This is a genomic window from Pseudomonas sp. IT-P218 (assembly GCF_949767605.1).
Classification (GTDB): Bacteria; Pseudomonadota; Gammaproteobacteria; order Pseudomonadales; family Pseudomonadaceae; genus Aquipseudomonas; species Aquipseudomonas putida_AE.
The window spans coordinates 238,415-255,873 of sequence record NZ_CATKQQ010000022.1; the positions used below are offsets into that span (position 1 = coordinate 238,415).

The window sequence follows — 17,459 nt, forward strand, 5'->3', positions numbered from 1 at the left end:
CGGTTATTCTTCCCCCCGACTGCATAGGGTTGAAAGGGGGAAAGTTTGCATGGAAAAAGTCATCGTCATCACCGGCGGGAGTCGCGGCATCGGTGCCGCTACGGCGCTGTTGGCTGCCAAACAAGGCTATCGGATCTGCATCAACTACCAGGCCGATGAGCAGGCCGCGCAAACGGTGCTGGACCAGGTCCGCGCTTTGGGCGCCCAAGCCATCGCGGTGCGCGCCGACGTCAGCATCGAAGACGAAGTCATCGCCTTGTTCAACCGGGTGGACAGCGAGCTGGGCCGGGTCACGGCGCTGGTGAACAACGCCGGCACCGTCGGGCAAAAATCCCGGGTCGACGAGATGTCCGAATTCCGCATCCTCAAGATCCTCAAGACCAATGTGCTGGCGCCCGTACTCTGCGCCAAGCACGCCATCCTGCGCATGTCGCCCAAGCACGGCGGGCAGGGCGGCAGCATCGTCAACGTATCCTCGGTGGCCTCGCGTCTGGGCGCACCCAACGAGTACGTCGACTACGCAGCCTCAAAGGGGGCGCTCGACACCTTCACCATCGGTTTGTCCAAGGAAGTGGCGGGTGAGGGGATTCGGGTCAACGCGGTGCGACCGGGCTACATCTACACCGATTTCCATGCGCTGAGCGGCGATCCGGATCGGGTCAGCAAGCTGGAGTCGGCGATTCCCATGGCCCGTGGCGGGCGCCCGGACGAAGTGGCGGAGGCGATTGTGTGGTTGCTGTCGGACAAGGCGTCCTATGCGACGGGGACCTTTGTCGATTTGGGTGGTGGCCGGTAAAGATCAAGATCAAAAGATCGCAGCCTGCCCGTAGGAGCTGCCGCAGGCTGCGATCTTTGCTTTTAAAATGATCTGACTATCCGCCCCAACGTCTCCATCGCCTTCTCCGCAGCCTCATCCCATGGGCTGCCATAGTTCAACCGAATACAATTCCTGAAGCGCTGGGTCGGCGAAAAAATCGGCCCCGGTGCAATGCTGATCCCTTGCGCCAACGCCATCTGGAACAACTTCAACGAATCCATCTGCTCGGGCAGTTCCAACCAGAGGAAGTATCCTCCAGCCGGCTGGCTGACACGGGTCTGCGCCGGGAAATAGCGGGCAATGGCTGACAGCATGGCGCTTTGCTGCTCCTCCAGGGCGTAACGCAACCTGCGCAAATGGCGGTCATAACCGCCGTGTTGCAGGTAATCGGCAATCGCGGCCTGGGCCGGCATCGAGGCACAGAGCGAGGTCATGAGTTTCAGCCGTTCGATCTTCTGCGCATAACGTCCGGCGGCGACCCAGCCGATGCGGTAACCCGGGGCCAGGCTCTTGGCAAAAGAGCCGCAATGCATCACCAGGCCTTCGGTATCGAAAGCCTTGGCCGGTTTGGGCGCCTGTTGGCCGTAATAGAGTTCGGCGTAGACATCGTCCTCGATCAACGGCACTTGATGAACGCGCAGCAATTCCACCAGTTCGCGTTTTTTCGCTTCGGGCATGGTCGCGCCCATCGGGTTCTGGAAGCTGGTCATGCACCAGCAGGCCTTGATCGGATGGCGTTCCAGGGTTTGCGCCAGCACGCCGAGGTCGATGCCGTCCCGCGGGTGCACGGGGATTTCCACGGCCTTGAGTTTCAAGCGCTCCAGCACTTGCAGGCAGGCGTAGAACGCCGGGGCTTCGATGGCCACCAGGTCGCCGGGTTGCGTCACGGCTTGCAGGCACAGGTTCAGCGCTTCCAGGGCGCCGTTGGTAATCAGCAACTCTTCCATGGGCAGCATCAGGCCGCCGACCATGTAGCGCAGGGCAATCTGCCGGCGCAGTTGCGGGTTGCCCGGCGACATGTCGGTGACCACCATGCGCGGGTCCATGTCGCGGCTGGCGCTGGCCAGCGAGCGCGACAGCCGCTGCAGTGGAAACAGGGTCGGGCTGGGGAACGCCGAACCGAAGGCGACGGTGTTCGGGTCCTTGATCGAGTCGAGGACCGAGAACACCAGTTCGCTGACGTCGACTTCGGTGGATTCATTGACCTGGCTGCTGATCTCCGGCTCGGAAAACGGCCGTGGCGCATGGGCGTTGACGAAGTAGCCGGAGCGCGGGCGGGCGCGGATCAGGCCGCGCCGTTCGAGCAGGTAATAGGCCTGGAACACGGTCGAGGGGCTGACCCCGTAGGTCTGGCTGGCGTAGCGCACCGACGGCACGCGCTGACCGGGCCCGAGGACGCCGGTGCGGATCAGTTCAGCGATTTCATCGGCGAATTTTTCGTAGCGTTTCATCGTTAGCCTGGATTGGTGTCATTCAAGAAACCGAGGTGACTTTTTCGCTGGCAAGCCAGCTCCTACAGGTATTGCAGCGTTCATGTGGGAGCGGCGGTTCGACGATTCGACTTGCTCGCGAATGGCGCACCGCAGTCTAAAGCCTTAACGGTTCATCGGCGCAACAAACCGGCTCTTGGCCACGCTGTAGACGCTTGGCTCATCGCTGTCGACGACCTTGAAGCTGATGCTCTGCGAGCTGCTGCCTGGCCGTTCCGTGGTCATCGCCACCGACACCGGCACATCGACAATCTCGCCCGGTGCCAGGCTCAGCTCGGTCTTGCCCTGCAACTGGAAGCCCTCGCCGTCGACCAGGGCCAGGTGGTAGTCCTGGCGTTGCTGGGTCTTGTTGATGACCTTGAGGCTGTAGATGTTCTCGATCTGCCCCTGACTGTTCTCGCGAAACAGGCCGCGGTCCTTGCTCACGTCCAGCGACACCATCGGCCGCTCCATCAGCGCGATGACCAGTGCAACGATCATCACCAGCAGCACGGCGGTGTAACCGATCAACCGTGGCCGCAACAGGTGAGTCTTGCCGCCCTGCAACTGATGCTCCGAGGTATAGCTGATCAGCCCGCGCTCGTAGCCCATCCTGTCCATGATCGAATCGCAGGCGTCGATGCACGCGGCGCAACCGATGCATTCCATCTGCAAGCCGTCACGAATGTCGATGCCGGTCGGGCACACCTGCACGCACAGCTGGCAATCGATGCAGTCACCCAGGCCGACCTCGGCCGGCTTGACCTCGCGCTTGCGCGGGCCACGGTTCTCGCCACGGGCCACGTCGTAGGAAATGGTCAGGGTGTCCTTGTCGAACATCACGCTCTGGAATCGCGCGTACGGACACATGTGCATGCACACCGCTTCACGCAGCCAGCCGGCATTGATGTAGGTGGCGCCGGTAAAGAACAGCACCCAGAACAGGCTGACGCCGCCCATCTGCAGGGTCAGCAGTTCTTCGGCCAGCGGACGGATCGGCGTGAAATAGCCGACGAAGGTCAAGCCGGTGAGCAGGCTGATCGCCAGCCACAAGCTGTGCTTGGCCGAGCGGCGCAGGAATTTGTTCAGCCCCCAGGGCGCCGCTTGCAGCTTGATGCGCTGGTTGCGTTCGCCTTCGGTGATTTTCTCGCACCACATGAAGATCCAGGTCCAGGAGCTTTGCGGGCAGGTGTAGCCGCACCAGACCCGGCCGGCGAACACGGTGATCGCGAACAGGCCGAACGCGGCAATGATCAGCAGTGCCGAGAGGAGGATGAAATCCTGCGGCCAGAAGGTCGCGCCAAAGATGTGGAATTTGCTTTCGGAGAGGTCCCAGAGCACCGCCTGGCGACCGCCCCAGTTCAGCCAAACGGTGCCGAAGAACAGCAGGAACAGAACACCCGCGCCGCTGATGCGCAGGGTTCGGAACAGACCGGTGAAGCTGCGGGTGTGGATCAGGTTGTCGCTGGACTTGGCCTTCATCTTTGGTCGCGAAGGCTCGAAAGTCTGTACTAAGGGGGCGCTTTCTACGGTTCGGACGGGGATTCTATCGCTCATGGTCTTTCGCTCATCAGCCTCCATCAGGCAGAAGCACTATGAGCGGCGATCTGTTTGCATAACAGACTCAGGTATTGCATTAAAAACCGGATCAGATGCTCGCGGCAGCCCGGCCTGCGACAAGTTGAAGCACCTGTCGCGGCGGGGCGTGGGCGGCTATATCACACGCTTGCAGGCCTTGTTGATCCGGGTCAGTCAAATCACCGAATCACTGTCGGTGGCCTTCAAATGCCGGCGACCGTCCACCGCACCTGCTACGGTCAAAGCGTCGGCTTCTGCTTCGGTGATGTAGATGCGCTGGCCTTCGAGGTCGACTGCCGACATTGCTTTGGCGCTATCGGTGATGATGGTCACATCGGGGCACAGGCGAATTTCCTCGCCGTTTTCGGTGATAAAGAAGCAGGTCTCGTTCTCGATGCGTACGGTCATGACGTGATCCTTGTTTTTTACGACTGATGCAGCATTAGGCTATCGGCGGCGAGCATCGTTCTGTGCAACTGATTAATGGTTGATGTGGTCCATCCTCCATCACTTTTTCAAAAGGGAATGCGCCAATGAACGCCTGGTGGCATGAAGTCTGGGTGACCCTGCAAGCGGAGTTCGCCGACATCGGCGATGCCTCGCAATTGACCCGCATCACCGTGCGCCTGCTGATGGCGGCGGTGCTGGGCGGCATCCTCGGGTTCGAGCGCGAGCACAAGGGCAAGGCCGCCGGGGTGCGCACGCACATGCTGGTGGCGCTGGGTGCGGCGTTGTTCGTGCTGGTACCGCAGATGTCCGGCTCCCAGGCCGACGCCATGAGCCGGGTGGTGCAAGGCGTGATCGCCGGGATCGGCTTCCTCGGCGCCGGCACCATCCTGAAAAACCAGGAAGGCGACGAAGGCCACGTCAAAGGCCTGACCACCGCCGCCGGACTGTGGATGACCGCCGCCATTGGCGTGTCCGCCGGGTTGGGGCGGGAGGCGACGGCGGTGCTCAGTACGTTGTTGGCGCTGCTGATTCTTGGCGTGATGCCGAGGATCGTGAAGCTGATCGATAAAGACAAAGACCCAATGTAGGAGCGAGCTTGCTCGCGAAAAACCCGAGACCGCCTCGGAGTGTCAGGCTACCAGCGTCATCGTTCACGACCTTCGCGAGCAAGCTCGCTCCTACAGTTTGCTTCGTCGTAGGGCTCGTGTTCGGGGTGCTTTCCCGCAATCATTCCCCCAGCGCGCCAGGGGAACGATCAACTGTCTTCATTCAGGGTTAACAATCACCGGTGGCATGGTCGTCGGTGGCTCTTCCCTGGGTGGCGGGTTGCTGCCAGGCGGATCCTGTTCGGGTACAGGCTGCGGATCGCTGGGTGGAATCACCGGGTTATCGATGTTCGGATCGGGGGTTTCGGCCGGGAATGGGTTGTTCATTGTTCATCTCTCCAGTGGCACATGGCGTGAGTCGTGCTTAAGTTGGTTGACCACTGCGTGGAGGATTTGATTCCCGGCAGATCCTGCTGAACTTTTACCGGCGGCCGGCGCTCGGAACCTAAGTGAGTTCATTCCAGGGTGAAGTGCCCGGCGGGATGAAAACCAGACATCAGACACCAGACACAAGAGCGTCCATGGGGCGTAAAGGAGTGATGCTCGATGACTGCTGAAAAACCGAATGAACTGAGCTACAACCCGCACATGCCGCTTTCACAGGCACTGTTACTGCCGCGAATCGTGATTGAAAATACCCTGCCGACCCTCGAAGGCGGGCAGTTTGCGGTCAAGGCCGTGGTCGGCCAGGACGTGGTGGTGACCAGCAAGGTGTTCGCCGACGGTCACGACAAACTGGCCGTGCGGGTGCGCTGGCGGGCCGAGGGCGATGAGGTCTGGCAAAGCGAGGTCATGGCCGAACTGGGCAACAACGGCTGGCAAGGCCAATTTCGGGTCGAGAGCCAGGGCCGTTATGTGTTCTGCATCGAAGCCTGGATCGACCAGTTCGCCAGCTTTCGCTACGAACTGGAAAAAAAGCATGCCGCCTTGGTACCCGTCAGCCTTGAGCTGCAGGAAGGCCGACTGCACGTTCAGCAAGCGGCCGAACGCGCCGAAGGGCAGCTCAGCGAAGATTTGGCAGCCTTGCACCATGAACTGTCGGGCCTGCTCGAAACCGAGCAGGTGGCGTTGTTCCTGCACCAGCGCAGCGCGGAGTTGATGGCACAGGCCGATCATCGTGCCTACCTGAGCCTCAGCCCGGAGTACCCGGTGGACGTCGAGCGCCAGCTCGCGCAATTCGCCAGCTGGTACGAACTGTTCCCGCGCTCGATCACCGACGATCCCAAGCGCCACGGCACCTTCAACGATGTGCATGCACGGCTGCCGATGATCCAGGACATGGGCTTTGACGTGCTGTATTTCCCGCCGATCCACCCGATCGGCCGCAGTTATCGCAAGGGGCCAAACAACTCATTGACGGCCGGGCCGGACGATCCAGGCAGCCCCTATGCCATTGGCAGTGAGGAGGGCGGGCACGAGGCGATTCATTCGCAGCTGGGCACCCGCGAAGACTTCCGGCGACTGGTGGCGGCGGCTGCGGACTACGGCCTGGAGATCGCCCTCGATTTTGCCATCCAGTGCTCCCAGGACCATCCATGGCTCAAGCAGCACCCGGGCTGGTTCAACTGGCGGCCCGACGGCACGATCAAATACGCCGAGAACCCGCCGAAAAAGTACCAGGACATCGTCAACGTCGACTTCTATGCCGTCGAGGCGATCCCCAGCCTGTGGGTCGAACTGCGCGACATCGTCGTAGGGTGGGTGCAGGAGGGCGTGAAGATTTTTCGCGTCGACAACCCGCACACCAAGCCGCTGCCGTTCTGGCAATGGCTGATCGCCGACGTTCGCGCGCTGTATCCAGAGGTGATTTTCCTCGCAGAAGCCTTTACCACCCCGGCGATGATGGCGCGGCTGGGCAAGGTCGGTTACTCCCAGAGCTATACCTACTTCACCTGGCGCAACACCAAGGCCGAGCTGGCGACCTATTTCACCGAACTCAATGAATCGCCGTGGCGCGAATGCTACCGGCCGAATTTTTTCGTCAATACACCGGACATCAACCCGGCGTTCCTGCACGAATCCGGGCGTCCCGGTTTTCTGATACGCGCAGCGCTGGCGACCATGGGTTCGGGGCTGTGGGGCATGTATTCGGGGTTCGAGCTGTGCGAGTCGGCGCCGGTACCGGGCAAGGAGGAATACCTCGACTCCGAGAAGTACGAGATCCGCCCCAGGGACTTCAATGCCCCCGGCAACATCATCGCCGAGATCGCCCAGCTCAACCGCATTCGCCGGCAAAACCCGGCACTGCAAACTCATCTGGGCCTGAAGGTCTATAACGCCTGGAATGACAACATTTTGTACTTCGGCAAGCGCAGTGCCGATGGCAGCAATTTCATTCTGGTGGCGGTCAACCTCGACCCTCATAACCCGCAAGAGGCGAATTTCGAGTTGCCGCTGTGGGAAATGGGTTTGCCCGATGACGCCAGCACCCAGGGTGAGGACTTGATGAGCGGCCATCGCTGGACCTGGCACGGCAAGTACCAGTTCATGCGCCTGGACCCGGCGTATCAGCCGTTCGGGATCTGGCGGATTACTACCTCTTAGATACACCACCGACACCTGTAGGAGCCGGCTTGCTGGCGATGGCGGTGCATCTGACAACTGGATGGTGCCTGCCGCACCGCTATCGCCAGCAAGCCGGCTCCTACAGGGGTAGTGGTTAATTCGAATTCAACAGGAGTTTCAAATGGCGAAGAAACCCAAGGCAGCCACTTTCATCAAGGATCCGCTCTGGTACAAGGACGCGGTCATCTATCAAGTTCACGTCAAATCCTATTTCGACTCCAATAACGACGGAATCGGCGATTTTCCCGGTCTGATCGCCAAACTCGACTACATTGCCGACCTCGGCGTCAATACCATCTGGCTGTTGCCGTTCTACCCCTCGCCACGCCGCGACGACGGTTATGACATCGCCGAGTACCGGGGCGTCCACAGCGACTACGGCACCATGGCCGACGCCAAGCGCTTCATTGCCGAGGCGCACAAGCGTGGTTTGCGGGTGATCACCGAACTGGTCATCAACCACACTTCGGATCAGCATGCGTGGTTCCAGCGCGCCCGCAAGGCGAAAAAGGGCTCGGCAGCCCGGGACTTCTACGTCTGGTCCGATGACGACCAAAAGTACGATGGCACCCGCATCATTTTTCTCGACACCGAAAAATCCAACTGGACCTGGGACCCGGTGGCCGGCCAATATTTCTGGCACCGCTTCTACTCGCACCAGCCGGACCTGAATTTCGACAACCCGCAGGTCATGAAGGCCGTACTGTCGGTGATGCGCTACTGGCTCGACATGGGCATCGACGGTCTGCGCCTTGACGCGATCCCGTACCTGATCGAGCGCGACGGCACCAACAACGAGAACCTGCCCGAAACCCACGACGTGCTCAAGCAGATCCGCGCCGAAATCGACGCGAATTATCCGGACCGCATGTTGCTGGCCGAGGCCAACCAATGGCCGGAAGACACTCAGCTGTATTTCGGCGACACCGATAAGTCCGGGCTGAACGGCGACGAATGCCACATGGCGTTTCACTTCCCGCTGATGCCGCGCATGTACATGGCGCTGGCCCAGGAAGATCGTTTTCCGATCACCGATATTCTGCGCCAGACACCGGAGATCCCGGCCAATTGCCAATGGGCGATTTTCCTGCGCAACCATGATGAGCTGACTTTGGAGATGGTCACCGACAGGGAACGTGACTACCTGTGGAATTACTACGCGGCCGACCGTCGCGCGCGGATCAACCTGGGGATTCGCCGGCGCCTGGCGCCGCTGATGGAGCGTGATCGCCGGCGCGTGGAGCTGCTCAACAGCCTGTTGCTGTCGATGCCCGGCACGCCGACCTTGTACTACGGTGACGAGATCGGCATGGGCGACAACATCTACCTCGGCGATCGCGACGGCGTGCGCACACCAATGCAGTGGTCGATCGACCGCAACGGCGGGTTCTCCCGTGCCGATCCGGCCAGCCTGGTACTGCCGCCGATCATGGACCCGCAATACGGCTACCTGTCGGTCAATGTCGAAACCCAGGCCGGTGATCCGCATTCGCTGTTGAACTGGACCCGGCGCATGCTGACGGTGCGCAAGCAGTCCAAGGCGTTCGGGCGCGGCACGTTGAAAATGCTCTCGCCGTCCAATCGCCGGGTGCTGGCCTATACCCGCGAATATACAGGGCCGGACGGCAAGCACGAAGTCATCCTGTGCGTGGCCAACGTTTCGCGCAGCGCCCAAGCCGTGGAGCTGGACCTGTCGGCGTACGTTGGCATGGTGCCGGTGGAGATGCTCGGCGGTAACGCGTTCCCGCCCATTGGCCAGTTGAGTTTCCTCCTGACCCTGGCGCCTTACGGTTTCTACTGGTTCGGCCTCGCCGCGGAGAACCAGATGCCGAGTTGGCACGTGGAACCGGCGCAAAGCCTGCCGGATTTCACCACCCTGGTGCTGAAAAAACGCATGGAAGAGCTGCTCGAAGCACCATCGCGCTCCACCCTGGAGCAGGCCATCCTGCCGAACTGGCTGCAGAACCGCCGCTGGTTCGCCGGCAAGGACGCGGCCATCGAACAGGTCAACCTGGCCTACGGCGTGCGTTTCGGCGATGCGCAGCACCCGGTGTTGTTGAGTGAAATCGAAGTCACCAGCGCAGGCGTGACCAGCCGCTATCAACTGCCGTTCGGCTTCATTACCGAAGACCAGATGGGCGCCGCATTACCCCAGCAACTGGCTCTGTCGCGCGTGCGCCGAGGCCCGCAGGTCGGTCTGATCACGGATGCCTTCAGCCTGGAAAACTTTATCCGCACGGTGCTGCAAGGCATGCACGACAACAGGGTGCTACCGTCGGACGGCGGCGAGATCCGTTTCGAACCCACTGCGCAGCTTGCCAAACTGGGCCTGACGGCGGAGTCGGATGTGCGTTACCTGTCCGCCGAGCAATCCAACAGTTCGGTGGTGGTCGGCAATAGCCTGGTGTTGAAGCTGATTCGCAAGGTCGCATCCGGCGTGCACCCGGAACTGGAAATGAGCGCGTACCTGACCGCTGCCGGCTTCGCCAATATCTCGCCTCTGCTGGGCTCGGTGGTGCGTCGGGATGCAGCGGGCGAAGACAACCTGCTGATGATCGCCCAGGGCTACCTGAGCAACCAGGGTGATGCCTGGGAATGGACCCAGAACAACCTGGAGCGGGCGTTGCGCGACGAGCTCGCCGATGCCATGTCCGAGCAGGAGCAGCACTACAACGCCCTTGGCGAATTGAAGGATTTCGCTGCCATGCTCGGCCAGCGCCTGGGTGAAATGCATAAGGTGCTGGCGGCGTCGAGCGACAACCCCGACTTTGATCCGTACATCACCACGCAAAAGGATGCGCTGGCGACGGGCAAGGATGTGGTGGCACAAATCGAGCATGCGTTGAAGTTGCTCAAGCAGCATCAAAATGAACTGAACCCGGCGGACAAAACCCTGGTCAGCCGTTTACTGGACCATAAAAAGGCCATACTCGGCCATGTCCAGGAGCTGGCGAAAAAGACGGCGGGTGGCCTGCGGATCCGTGTGCATGGCGACTTGCACCTGGGCCAGGTGCTGGTGATCAAGGGCGATGCGTACCTGATCGACTTCGAAGGCGAACCGGCACGTCCGCTGCCGGAGCGTCGAGGCAAGCACAGCCCGTACAAGGATGTCAGCGGCGTGTTGCGTTCCTTCGACTACGCGGCGGCCATGACCATCAATGTGCACAACGTTGATAACACCGACCAGGCCCAGGCAGCTCGCCAGCGGGTCGGCGATCGTTATTTGAGTGAGGCAAAACAGGCATTTATCCACGCTTATCGGCTGGCGGCAGCTACGCTTGGCCATGCGTGGCAAGATCCTGAAGGCGAAGATGCCGCTTTGGCATTGTTCGGTCTGGAGAAGGCGGCTTATGAAGTGGCCTACGAGGCGGAAAATCGCCCCGGTTGGCTGCCCGTGCCGTTGCACGGTTTATATGGATTATTGAGTGGGCTTAAACCCTTTTCCGATCTTGGTGGAGAGTAGTCATGAGTTTCTCGAACAAGGAAACGGGTCATCATCACAGTGAAGCGCTGCTACCCAAAGCGCGGGATATCGATGCGCTGGTACGCGCCGAGCATCGCGATCCCTTTGCCATTCTCGGTCCCCACGGCGATGGCGCCGGCGGACAATTCATCCGGGCCTATCTGCCGGGCGCCTTGAGCGTGCAGGTGGTGGACAAGGAGTCCGGGGAAGAACTGGGCAACCTTGAAGCGACACAGACCCCCGGGCTGTTCGCCGGTCATTTCCAACGGGCACAGCCGTATCTGTTGCGAACCCGCTGGGCCGGTGGCGAGCAGATTGCCGAAGACCCCTACAGTTTTGGCCCGCTGCTGGGCGAGATGGATTTGTATTTGTTCGCCGAAGGTAACCACCGCGATCTGAGCAGCGCCCTGGGCGCCCAGTTGAAGACCGTGGATGGCGTCGATGGCGTGCGCTTCGCCGTGTGGGCACCGAACGCCAGGAGGGTGTCGGTGGTGGGGGACTTCAACGGCTGGGACGGTCGTCGTCATCCGATGCGCCTGCGCCACCCCACCGGTGTCTGGGAGCTGTTCATTCCACGCCTGCAAGCAGGGGAGGCCTACAAATACGAAATCCTCGGCAAGGACGGGATCCTGCCCCTCAAGGCCGATCCCATGGCGCTGGCCACCAGCCTGCCACCGGACACCGCCTCGAAAGTCGCCCCGCCTTTGAAGATCGACTGGCAGGATCAGGACTGGATGGCGTCCCGCGGCGAGCGTCAACGACCGACGGCGCCGTTGTCGATCTACGAACTGCACGCCGGTTCCTGGCAATGCGAGCTGGATGACCTGGGCGAAGTCGCCCGCCAGTACACCTGGCCGGAGCTGGGCGAGCGCCTGATTCCGTACGTGAAAGAACTGGGCTTCACCCACATCGAGCTGATGCCGATCATGGAGCACCCGTTCGGCGGTTCCTGGGGCTATCAATTGCTTTCGCAATTCGCCACCAGCGCCCGCTACGGCACCGGCGACGAATTCGCCGCCTTCGTCAATGCCTGCCACCTGGCGGGCATCGGCGTGATCCTCGACTGGGTGCCGGCGCATTTCCCCACCGACACCCATGGCCTGGCCCAGTTCGACGGCACCGCGCTGTACGAATACGGCAACCCCCAGGAAGGTTTTCACCAGGACTGGGACACCCTGATCTACAACCTCGGCCGCACCGAAGTGCACGGCTACATGCTGGCGTCGGCGTTGCACTGGCTCAAGCATTTCCACGTCGATGGCCTGCGGGTCGATGCGGTGGCGTCGATGCTGTACCGCGACTACTCGCGCAAGGCCGGCGAGTGGGTGCCTAATCGCCATGGCGGCCGGGAGAACCTTGAGGCCATCGACTTCCTGCGTCATCTCAACGACGTCGTGGCGCTTGAAGCCCCCGGGGCGCTGGTGATCGCCGAAGAGTCCACGGCCTGGCCGGGTGTCAGCCAGGGCACGCAACAGGGCGGCCTGGGTTTTGCCTACAAGTGGAACATGGGCTGGATGCACGATTCGCTGCATTACATCCAGCAAGATCCGGTGTACCGCGCCCATCACCACAACGAACTGAGCTTTGGCCTGGTGTACGCCTGGTCGGAGCGTTTCATCCTGCCGATCTCCCACGATGAAGTGGTGCACGGCAAGCACTCGCTGATCGACAAGATGCCCGGCGACCGTTGGCAGAAATTCGCCAACCTGCGGGCCTACCTGAGCTTCATGTGGACCCATCCGGGCAAGAAACTGCTGTTCATGGGCTGCGAGTTCGGCCAATGGCGCGAGTGGAACCACGACCAGCAGCTTGATTGGTATCTGTTGCAGTACTCCGAGCACAAAGGCGTGCAGAAGCTGGTGAGCGACCTCAACCGGCTGTATCGCGAAGAGCCGGCGCTGCACGAGCAGGACGACGTGCCGCAGGGCTTCCAGTGGCTGATCGGCGACGATGCGATCAACAGCGTCTACGCCTGGATGCGCTGGAGCAAGGACGGCCAGCCGATCCTGGTGGTGGCCAACTTCACGCCGGTACCGCGCGAGGCCTATCGCGTCGGCGTGCCGTTTGCCGGGCAGTGGAGCGAGGTGTTCAACAGCGATTCGTCGATCTATGCCGGGTCCAACTATGGCAACAGTGGCGGGGCAACGGCCGAGGCAACACCGAGCCATGGGCAGGCATTGTCACTGGCGTTGAATCTGCCGCCGTTGGCGGTGTTGATGTTGCGCCCGCAAGGCTGATCAGGCGCCGTCTTCGCGGGCGATACGACGTGCCCGCGAAGCGCCTGCGTTGGGAACTGCTGAGTACCGGCAGTTTCCCTCACCAACGCATCCTTACCCCGAGGCTGCCAATCAGCCCGTTCAAATCATTGTCATCCACATCACTGCTGTAGTCGGCGCTGACGTACAGGCTCACGGTGGGTGTCATTCTGGCGACCAGACCCAAGCCCAGTTCGACCGTCGAGGAGTTGCGGCTGCTGCTGATCTTGTCGACCTGGTCGAGGGAAACGGTATTGCCGGTGTACACCGTGTGCCACAAGTTGGTGCGCACATAGGGTTCAATGGGCAGGCCGTTGATGTCGTAGCTACCTTTCAACTTGGCACCGACCCGGCCGCTCCACGAGGAGAGGTCACTGGAGGAGGCGTTGCCGGAACCGGCATAGGGCGTATCCAGGGTGATGCGCTGATTGATCAATTGCGCCTGGGGTTCGACCACCCAGTTCTCACTGATGCCAATCGGGAACCCGCCTTCGACCGAGAGCGTCACCGCACTGCCTTCGGTAATTTGTCGGGCGCCTTGTTCATTGCGGCTGTAACCGTTGACCCGACCACCGCTGGCCGACAGATCGACGTGCCAGCCCTGTGGGCCGGTCAGGCTGTAGTAGGCGCCGAGGCTCTGCCCTTGCAGGTTGAGGGTGTCGTTGCGCGGGTCCGATTGCGCGCGATTGGTCATCAAGCCGTTGCCGGTGCCGTGGAACTCTGCAGTCCCGCCGATCAGGCCGACCCGTTGTGTATGACCGCTATTGCTTCGCAGGGTCACAAGCGCCGGGCTTTTGTGTTCGCCGGAGCCGGGGATGGAAAAACCCTGGGCCAGGGCATCGGTTTGTGCCTGGCGCGAGGCCTGGCCATAGAGTTGATCCCAGGCACCGGGCGCGGCGTCTTCGACGGTCAGGCTGGAACTTCGGGTATCGGCAATCGGGCTGAAATGGCCGGGATAGGAGCTGGCGAGTGCGGGCAAGGTGAGCACGGGGATATCCTGGCGATACCAGGGGGTCGTTTCTTCCTCGGCGGGGGAGGCTTGCACTTCCATCGACGAACACAACAGCAGGGTACTGGAAACGGTGCAAATACTGACGCGGATCTCTTGTGAGGTGAATGAAGTCTTCATGGAGGTCTACCTTGCAATCGCATGCGGTATCTCGCTCTGGCGTCTCTCCTACCCCGAGTGAGGGGCGACCGAAGGAATTAGGGCAAGCCGACGCCTGCCCGTTTTCACGGGTGGCGGCGGTTGGTCCTGATGGTGATTCCGGGGTAGTACCGTGAAGTCAAGAAGACCCCTGCCATTGCGTCAAGAAAATGGCCGATAAATGGTAGGGGTATTTCAGATCATATAAGTGACTGATTTACGACGCCTCCCTAAGTTCTTGTTTATTGGTTGAAACGTCAAAAAACTCGCGAGCTAGAGCCGTTTTCGAGGCTTACCAACTCACCCTGACTCCCACGTTACCGCTCATTCCACGCAAGGGGTTGCTGTCGATATTGCTGCTGTAATCGGCATTGGCATACAGGCTCACAGCGGGCGCAAGGGTGAGGATGGCACCGATGCCCAGATCGGCCGATGAGGTGCGTTGTTCGGTCTTGATCTCGGTGCTGTCGCCGAATGTCACGGTGTCCGTTCCCGACATTGTGTGCCACAGGTTGGCGCGCAGGTAAGGTTCCAACGGCAGGCCCGCGACCTCGTACCGCCCCTTGAGCCGGGCGCCGAGGCGGCCGGTCCAGGCCGGGTCGGAATCGAACGACACCCTGGAAATACCGTCGTCCTGACTCTTCAGCTTAACCTGCTGATGGATGACCTGTGCCTGAGGTTCGAGCACCCAATTGTCTGCCACTGCAAAGGGGTAGCCGGCCTCGACCGAGAGGGTCGTGGCGTGGCCGTCGTTGTCGATTTTCAGACCACGGTCGGAGTGGCTGTCGCCGTTGAGCCAGGTGTACATGGCCACGGTATCGACATACCAGCCCTTGGGGTCGATCAGGGTCCAGTAGAGCCCGAGGCTGTCGCCTTGCAACTCGACCTTGCCGGCGCGCTGGTCATGGAAACCCTGGTTGAAACCGTCGACATCACCCTGCAAGCGACTGTGACCGACGAAAAAACCAGTGCGCTGGGTTTGCCCGGTGGACGTTTGCGAAGCGAACAGATCGTTGCCCACCTGGAACCCGTTCAGCGAGCCGTCGAGCCGTGGCGTGACGGTACCGGCCCAGGTCTGGTCGAAGTTTTTCCCGTAGGCCCGACCCCAGCCCGCACCAAAGGCACCGGTTTCGTTGAGCAGTCGTTGGTCACCCTGTCGATCATGGAAGGTGCCGAGCGCCGTCAGGGCCAGCTGCGCGGCCGCCGGTGGCAATACGGACCAGACCGGGACTTCCTGACGGTACAGGGGAATGGGCGCTGCACCGGGTTCAGGGACCGGCAATGGCGGCGAGCCGACGGCCGCTACCGGCGTCGCGAGCGGCGCCGCGTCCGGGGGTACCGGAATCGGTGGCAAGGCAGGATTGGGGTTAGGCACCGAGACCGGTGCAACCAGAATCGGTGGCAAGGTGGGATCCGGGTTGGGCACTGCGACCGGTGCTACCAGGATCGGTGGCAAGGCAGGATCCGGGTTGGGCACCACAAGCGGTGGAACCAGAATCGGTGGCAAGGCGGGGTTCGGATTGGGCACCTCGACCACTGGCGCGGCCACTACGGATGAGCGCAGGAACCAACTGTTTTCGCTGCCAGCGGTGACGCCGCCCTTGAACAGTTGGTAATCGAAAGCGCCGGCCGATAACGGGGTTCTTAGCGTAAAGGCGCCACTGTCGCTGATGGCCGTTCCCTGGGCCTGGACAACCTGAATGCCGTTTTGCAGGGTTGCCGCACCCGTGCCACCCAGGTTGTTGACGGTAATCGAGGTGGTGCCGGTCAAGGTGCCGTCTTTGACCACCAGTTTGTCACTGGGGGAACTGTCATCGCCCAGGACGCTTTGTACCCACAACTGGCCGCCGTTGCCCGCATAGTTGCCCTGTACCGTCAGGGTGTCGCTGGTGCGGCTATTGCCGCTGCTCAGGTCGATGACCCCGGCGTTGTTCAGCGTCGCACGCTGACCTGCGGTAAACGGGGTGAGGCTGCCCTGGGTCGAAGTCACGACACTGCTACTGTCGATGTTGAACACGCCGCTGCCAGTGTCGCTGTCACCCAGGACGAAGTTGCCGTCGAAGTCGAACCGCGAGCCTTTGTCCAGGTTGACGGTTTCCCAGTTGGTGTAACGCGCAGCGCCGCTGGACGTGGTGTTATCGAAGGTCAGCAGGTCGCTGCCGTTGCCTCCATCTATGGTCGGCGTCTGGGCCAGGATGGTGTCATTGAGATTGCGCAGGGTTGCCTGGTCATTGCCATCTCCCATCAGGATCGCCGAGCGGATGATCCCGCCGCCTTCCCAGGTCAATGTGTCATCGCCCACGCTGGTACGGATCTCGCCGACGATTTCGCCGCCGGTCACCGTAATGCTGTCGTTGCCACCGCTGACACTGATGTTGCCGCCAATCCGTCCACCGGAAACGATGATGGTGTCAGTCCCGAACCCGGTGACCAGATTGCCGAGGATCTGCCCGCCAGACATGTCGAACAGATTGTTATCGAGCTTCATGTCGACCCGGCCGATGCTGCCGCCGGTCATCCTGGCGGTGTCGCCGTCTTCGAAGGCGCCCGTGATGGTGCCTGCGCTCATCTCGAAAAAGTCGCGACTGTCGCCCTGGGCCAGCGACTGGAGGGTCCCGCCGCTCATGACAAAGGTATCGACGCCATTACCCTGGTTCACCGCCCCGGTGACCTGGCCGGCACTGATGTTGAACGTGTCGCTACCGTCGCCCTGATTGACGATCCCGGTGATGACGCCGGAATTCATGCCCAGGGTGTCGTTGCCGGCGCCGAAGGTCACATTGCCTGTGATCGAGCCGCTGCCATTGGCGGGAAAACTCAGGCTGTTGTTACCGGCAAGGTCAGTCAGCGGCCCGCTGTTGCCGCTGTCGCAGACGAAGTTGTCGTTGCCGGGGGAGGGGGTGAGGTTACAAGCCGCGTTAGCGGGCAGTGACCAGCCCATGCAGAGCCAGATGGAAATGGCACAGGCGCTGTAACGGTAGTTGGGCAGTTCTTTGCAAAGCTTCATGCTCGTCTCCGCGTAAGAATCGGCACCCTGTGTCTTGCCAGCAGGGCAAGGCATCAAGTGCATCGGCAGCGCGAGTTGCGAGACATCATCAGGAAGGCAAAAC

11 protein-coding genes are annotated in these 17,459 nt (G+C 61.3%); 5 read left to right on the forward strand and 6 right to left on the reverse strand.

Annotated features, from left to right (window positions below):
- Positions 1 to 49: 49 nt before the first annotated feature.
- The gene (locus ACM6I6_RS15225) at positions 50 to 796 is read left to right on the forward strand and encodes an SDR family oxidoreductase (protein WP_274077328.1); all 747 of its coding nucleotides are present in this window, start codon (positions 50 to 52) and stop codon (positions 794 to 796) included.
- 62 nt (positions 797 to 858) lie between these two features.
- Here the strand turns inward: ACM6I6_RS15225 and mapR are convergent, their stop codons facing one another.
- The 3 genes from mapR to ACM6I6_RS15240 form a co-directional block, all read right to left on the reverse strand.
- The gene (gene mapR, locus ACM6I6_RS15230; protein WP_323605758.1) at positions 859 to 2,268 is read right to left on the reverse strand and encodes a GntR family transcriptional regulator MpaR; all 1,410 of its coding nucleotides are present in this window, start codon (positions 2,266 to 2,268) and stop codon (positions 859 to 861) included.
- 144 nt (positions 2,269 to 2,412) lie between these two features.
- Positions 2,413 to 3,843 (reverse strand): cytochrome c oxidase accessory protein CcoG, encoded by a 1,431-nt coding sequence (gene ccoG / locus ACM6I6_RS15235; protein WP_414920147.1) that lies wholly within the window; start codon positions 3,841 to 3,843, stop codon positions 2,413 to 2,415.
- 195 nt (positions 3,844 to 4,038) lie between these two features.
- Positions 4,039 to 4,272 (reverse strand): DUF3203 family protein, encoded by a 234-nt coding sequence (locus ACM6I6_RS15240; RefSeq protein ID WP_274077325.1) that lies wholly within the window; start codon positions 4,270 to 4,272, stop codon positions 4,039 to 4,041.
- 125 nt (positions 4,273 to 4,397) lie between these two features.
- Here ACM6I6_RS15240 and ACM6I6_RS15245 point away from each other — a divergent pair, with 125 nt between their 5' ends.
- Positions 4,398 to 4,901: an MgtC/SapB family protein gene (locus tag ACM6I6_RS15245; RefSeq protein WP_274077324.1), complete on the forward strand. Its 504-nt coding sequence runs from the start codon at positions 4,398 to 4,400 to the stop codon at positions 4,899 to 4,901.
- A gap of 177 nt (positions 4,902 to 5,078) precedes the next feature.
- Here ACM6I6_RS15245 and ACM6I6_RS15250 read toward each other — a convergent pair whose 3' ends face one another.
- On the reverse strand, positions 5,079 to 5,246 hold the full coding sequence (locus tag ACM6I6_RS15250) for a hypothetical protein (RefSeq protein WP_274077323.1): 168 nt from the start codon (positions 5,244 to 5,246) through the stop codon (positions 5,079 to 5,081).
- A 219-nt stretch (positions 5,247 to 5,465) separates the two neighbouring features.
- On the opposite strand from ACM6I6_RS15250, the gene ACM6I6_RS15255 reads away from it, so the two are divergent.
- The 3 genes from ACM6I6_RS15255 to glgB all read left to right on the forward strand — a co-directional run bounded on the left by ACM6I6_RS15255 (position 5,466) and on the right by glgB (position 13,184).
- On the forward strand, positions 5,466 to 7,463 hold the full coding sequence (locus ACM6I6_RS15255) for an alpha-1,4-glucan--maltose-1-phosphate maltosyltransferase (protein WP_406592661.1): 1,998 nt from the start codon (positions 5,466 to 5,468) through the stop codon (positions 7,461 to 7,463).
- Between the two features lie 142 nt (positions 7,464 to 7,605).
- On the forward strand, positions 7,606 to 10,947 hold the full coding sequence (gene treS / locus ACM6I6_RS15260; protein WP_414920148.1) for a maltose alpha-D-glucosyltransferase: 3,342 nt from the start codon (positions 7,606 to 7,608) through the stop codon (positions 10,945 to 10,947).
- 2 nt (positions 10,948 to 10,949) lie between these two features.
- The gene (gene glgB / locus ACM6I6_RS15265; RefSeq protein WP_274077320.1) at positions 10,950 to 13,184 is read left to right on the forward strand and encodes a 1,4-alpha-glucan branching protein GlgB; all 2,235 of its coding nucleotides are present in this window, start codon (positions 10,950 to 10,952) and stop codon (positions 13,182 to 13,184) included.
- Positions 13,185 to 13,263: 79 nt separating this feature from the next.
- On the opposite strand, the gene ACM6I6_RS15270 is transcribed toward glgB, so the two are convergent.
- Together ACM6I6_RS15270 and ACM6I6_RS15275 are read right to left on the reverse strand one after the other, a co-directional pair.
- A complete protein-coding gene (locus ACM6I6_RS15270; RefSeq protein WP_323605749.1) occupies positions 13,264 to 14,331 on the reverse strand; it encodes an autotransporter outer membrane beta-barrel domain-containing protein in 1,068 nt (355 codons plus the stop codon).
- A gap of 310 nt (positions 14,332 to 14,641) precedes the next feature.
- Positions 14,642 to 17,356, reverse strand: coding sequence for an autotransporter outer membrane beta-barrel domain-containing protein (locus tag ACM6I6_RS15275; protein WP_414920149.1), 2,715 nt, complete (start codon positions 17,354 to 17,356; stop codon positions 14,642 to 14,644).
- Positions 17,357 to 17,459 lie beyond the last annotated feature (103 nt).

Bases quoted from the DNA above. Each gene is read 5' to 3' on its own strand.
- ACM6I6_RS15225 (WP_274077328.1), top strand. From the start codon at position 50: ATGGAAAAAGTCATCGTCATCACCGGCGGGAGTCGCGGCATCGGTGCC.
- ACM6I6_RS15240 (WP_274077325.1), bottom strand. From the start codon at position 4,272: ATGACCGTACGCATCGAGAACGAGACCTGCTTCTTTATCACCGAAAAC.
- ACM6I6_RS15245 (WP_274077324.1), top strand. From the start codon at position 4,398: ATGAACGCCTGGTGGCATGAAGTCTGGGTGACCCTGCAAGCGGAGTTC.
- mapR (WP_323605758.1), bottom strand. From the start codon at position 2,268: ATGAAACGCTACGAAAAATTCGCCGATGAAATCGCTGAACTGATCCGC.
- ACM6I6_RS15275 (WP_414920149.1), bottom strand. From the start codon at position 17,356: ATGAAGCTTTGCAAAGAACTGCCCAACTACCGTTACAGCGCCTGTGCC.
- treS (WP_414920148.1), top strand. From the start codon at position 7,606: ATGGCGAAGAAACCCAAGGCAGCCACTTTCATCAAGGATCCGCTCTGG.
- glgB (WP_274077320.1), top strand. From the start codon at position 10,950: ATGAGTTTCTCGAACAAGGAAACGGGTCATCATCACAGTGAAGCGCTG.
- ccoG (WP_414920147.1), bottom strand. From the start codon at position 3,843: ATGAGCGATAGAATCCCCGTCCGAACCGTAGAAAGCGCCCCCTTAGTA.
- ACM6I6_RS15270 (WP_323605749.1), bottom strand. From the start codon at position 14,331: ATGAAGACTTCATTCACCTCACAAGAGATCCGCGTCAGTATTTGCACC.
- ACM6I6_RS15255 (WP_406592661.1), top strand. From the start codon at position 5,466: ATGACTGCTGAAAAACCGAATGAACTGAGCTACAACCCGCACATGCCG.
- ACM6I6_RS15250 (WP_274077323.1), bottom strand. From the start codon at position 5,246: ATGAACAACCCATTCCCGGCCGAAACCCCCGATCCGAACATCGATAAC.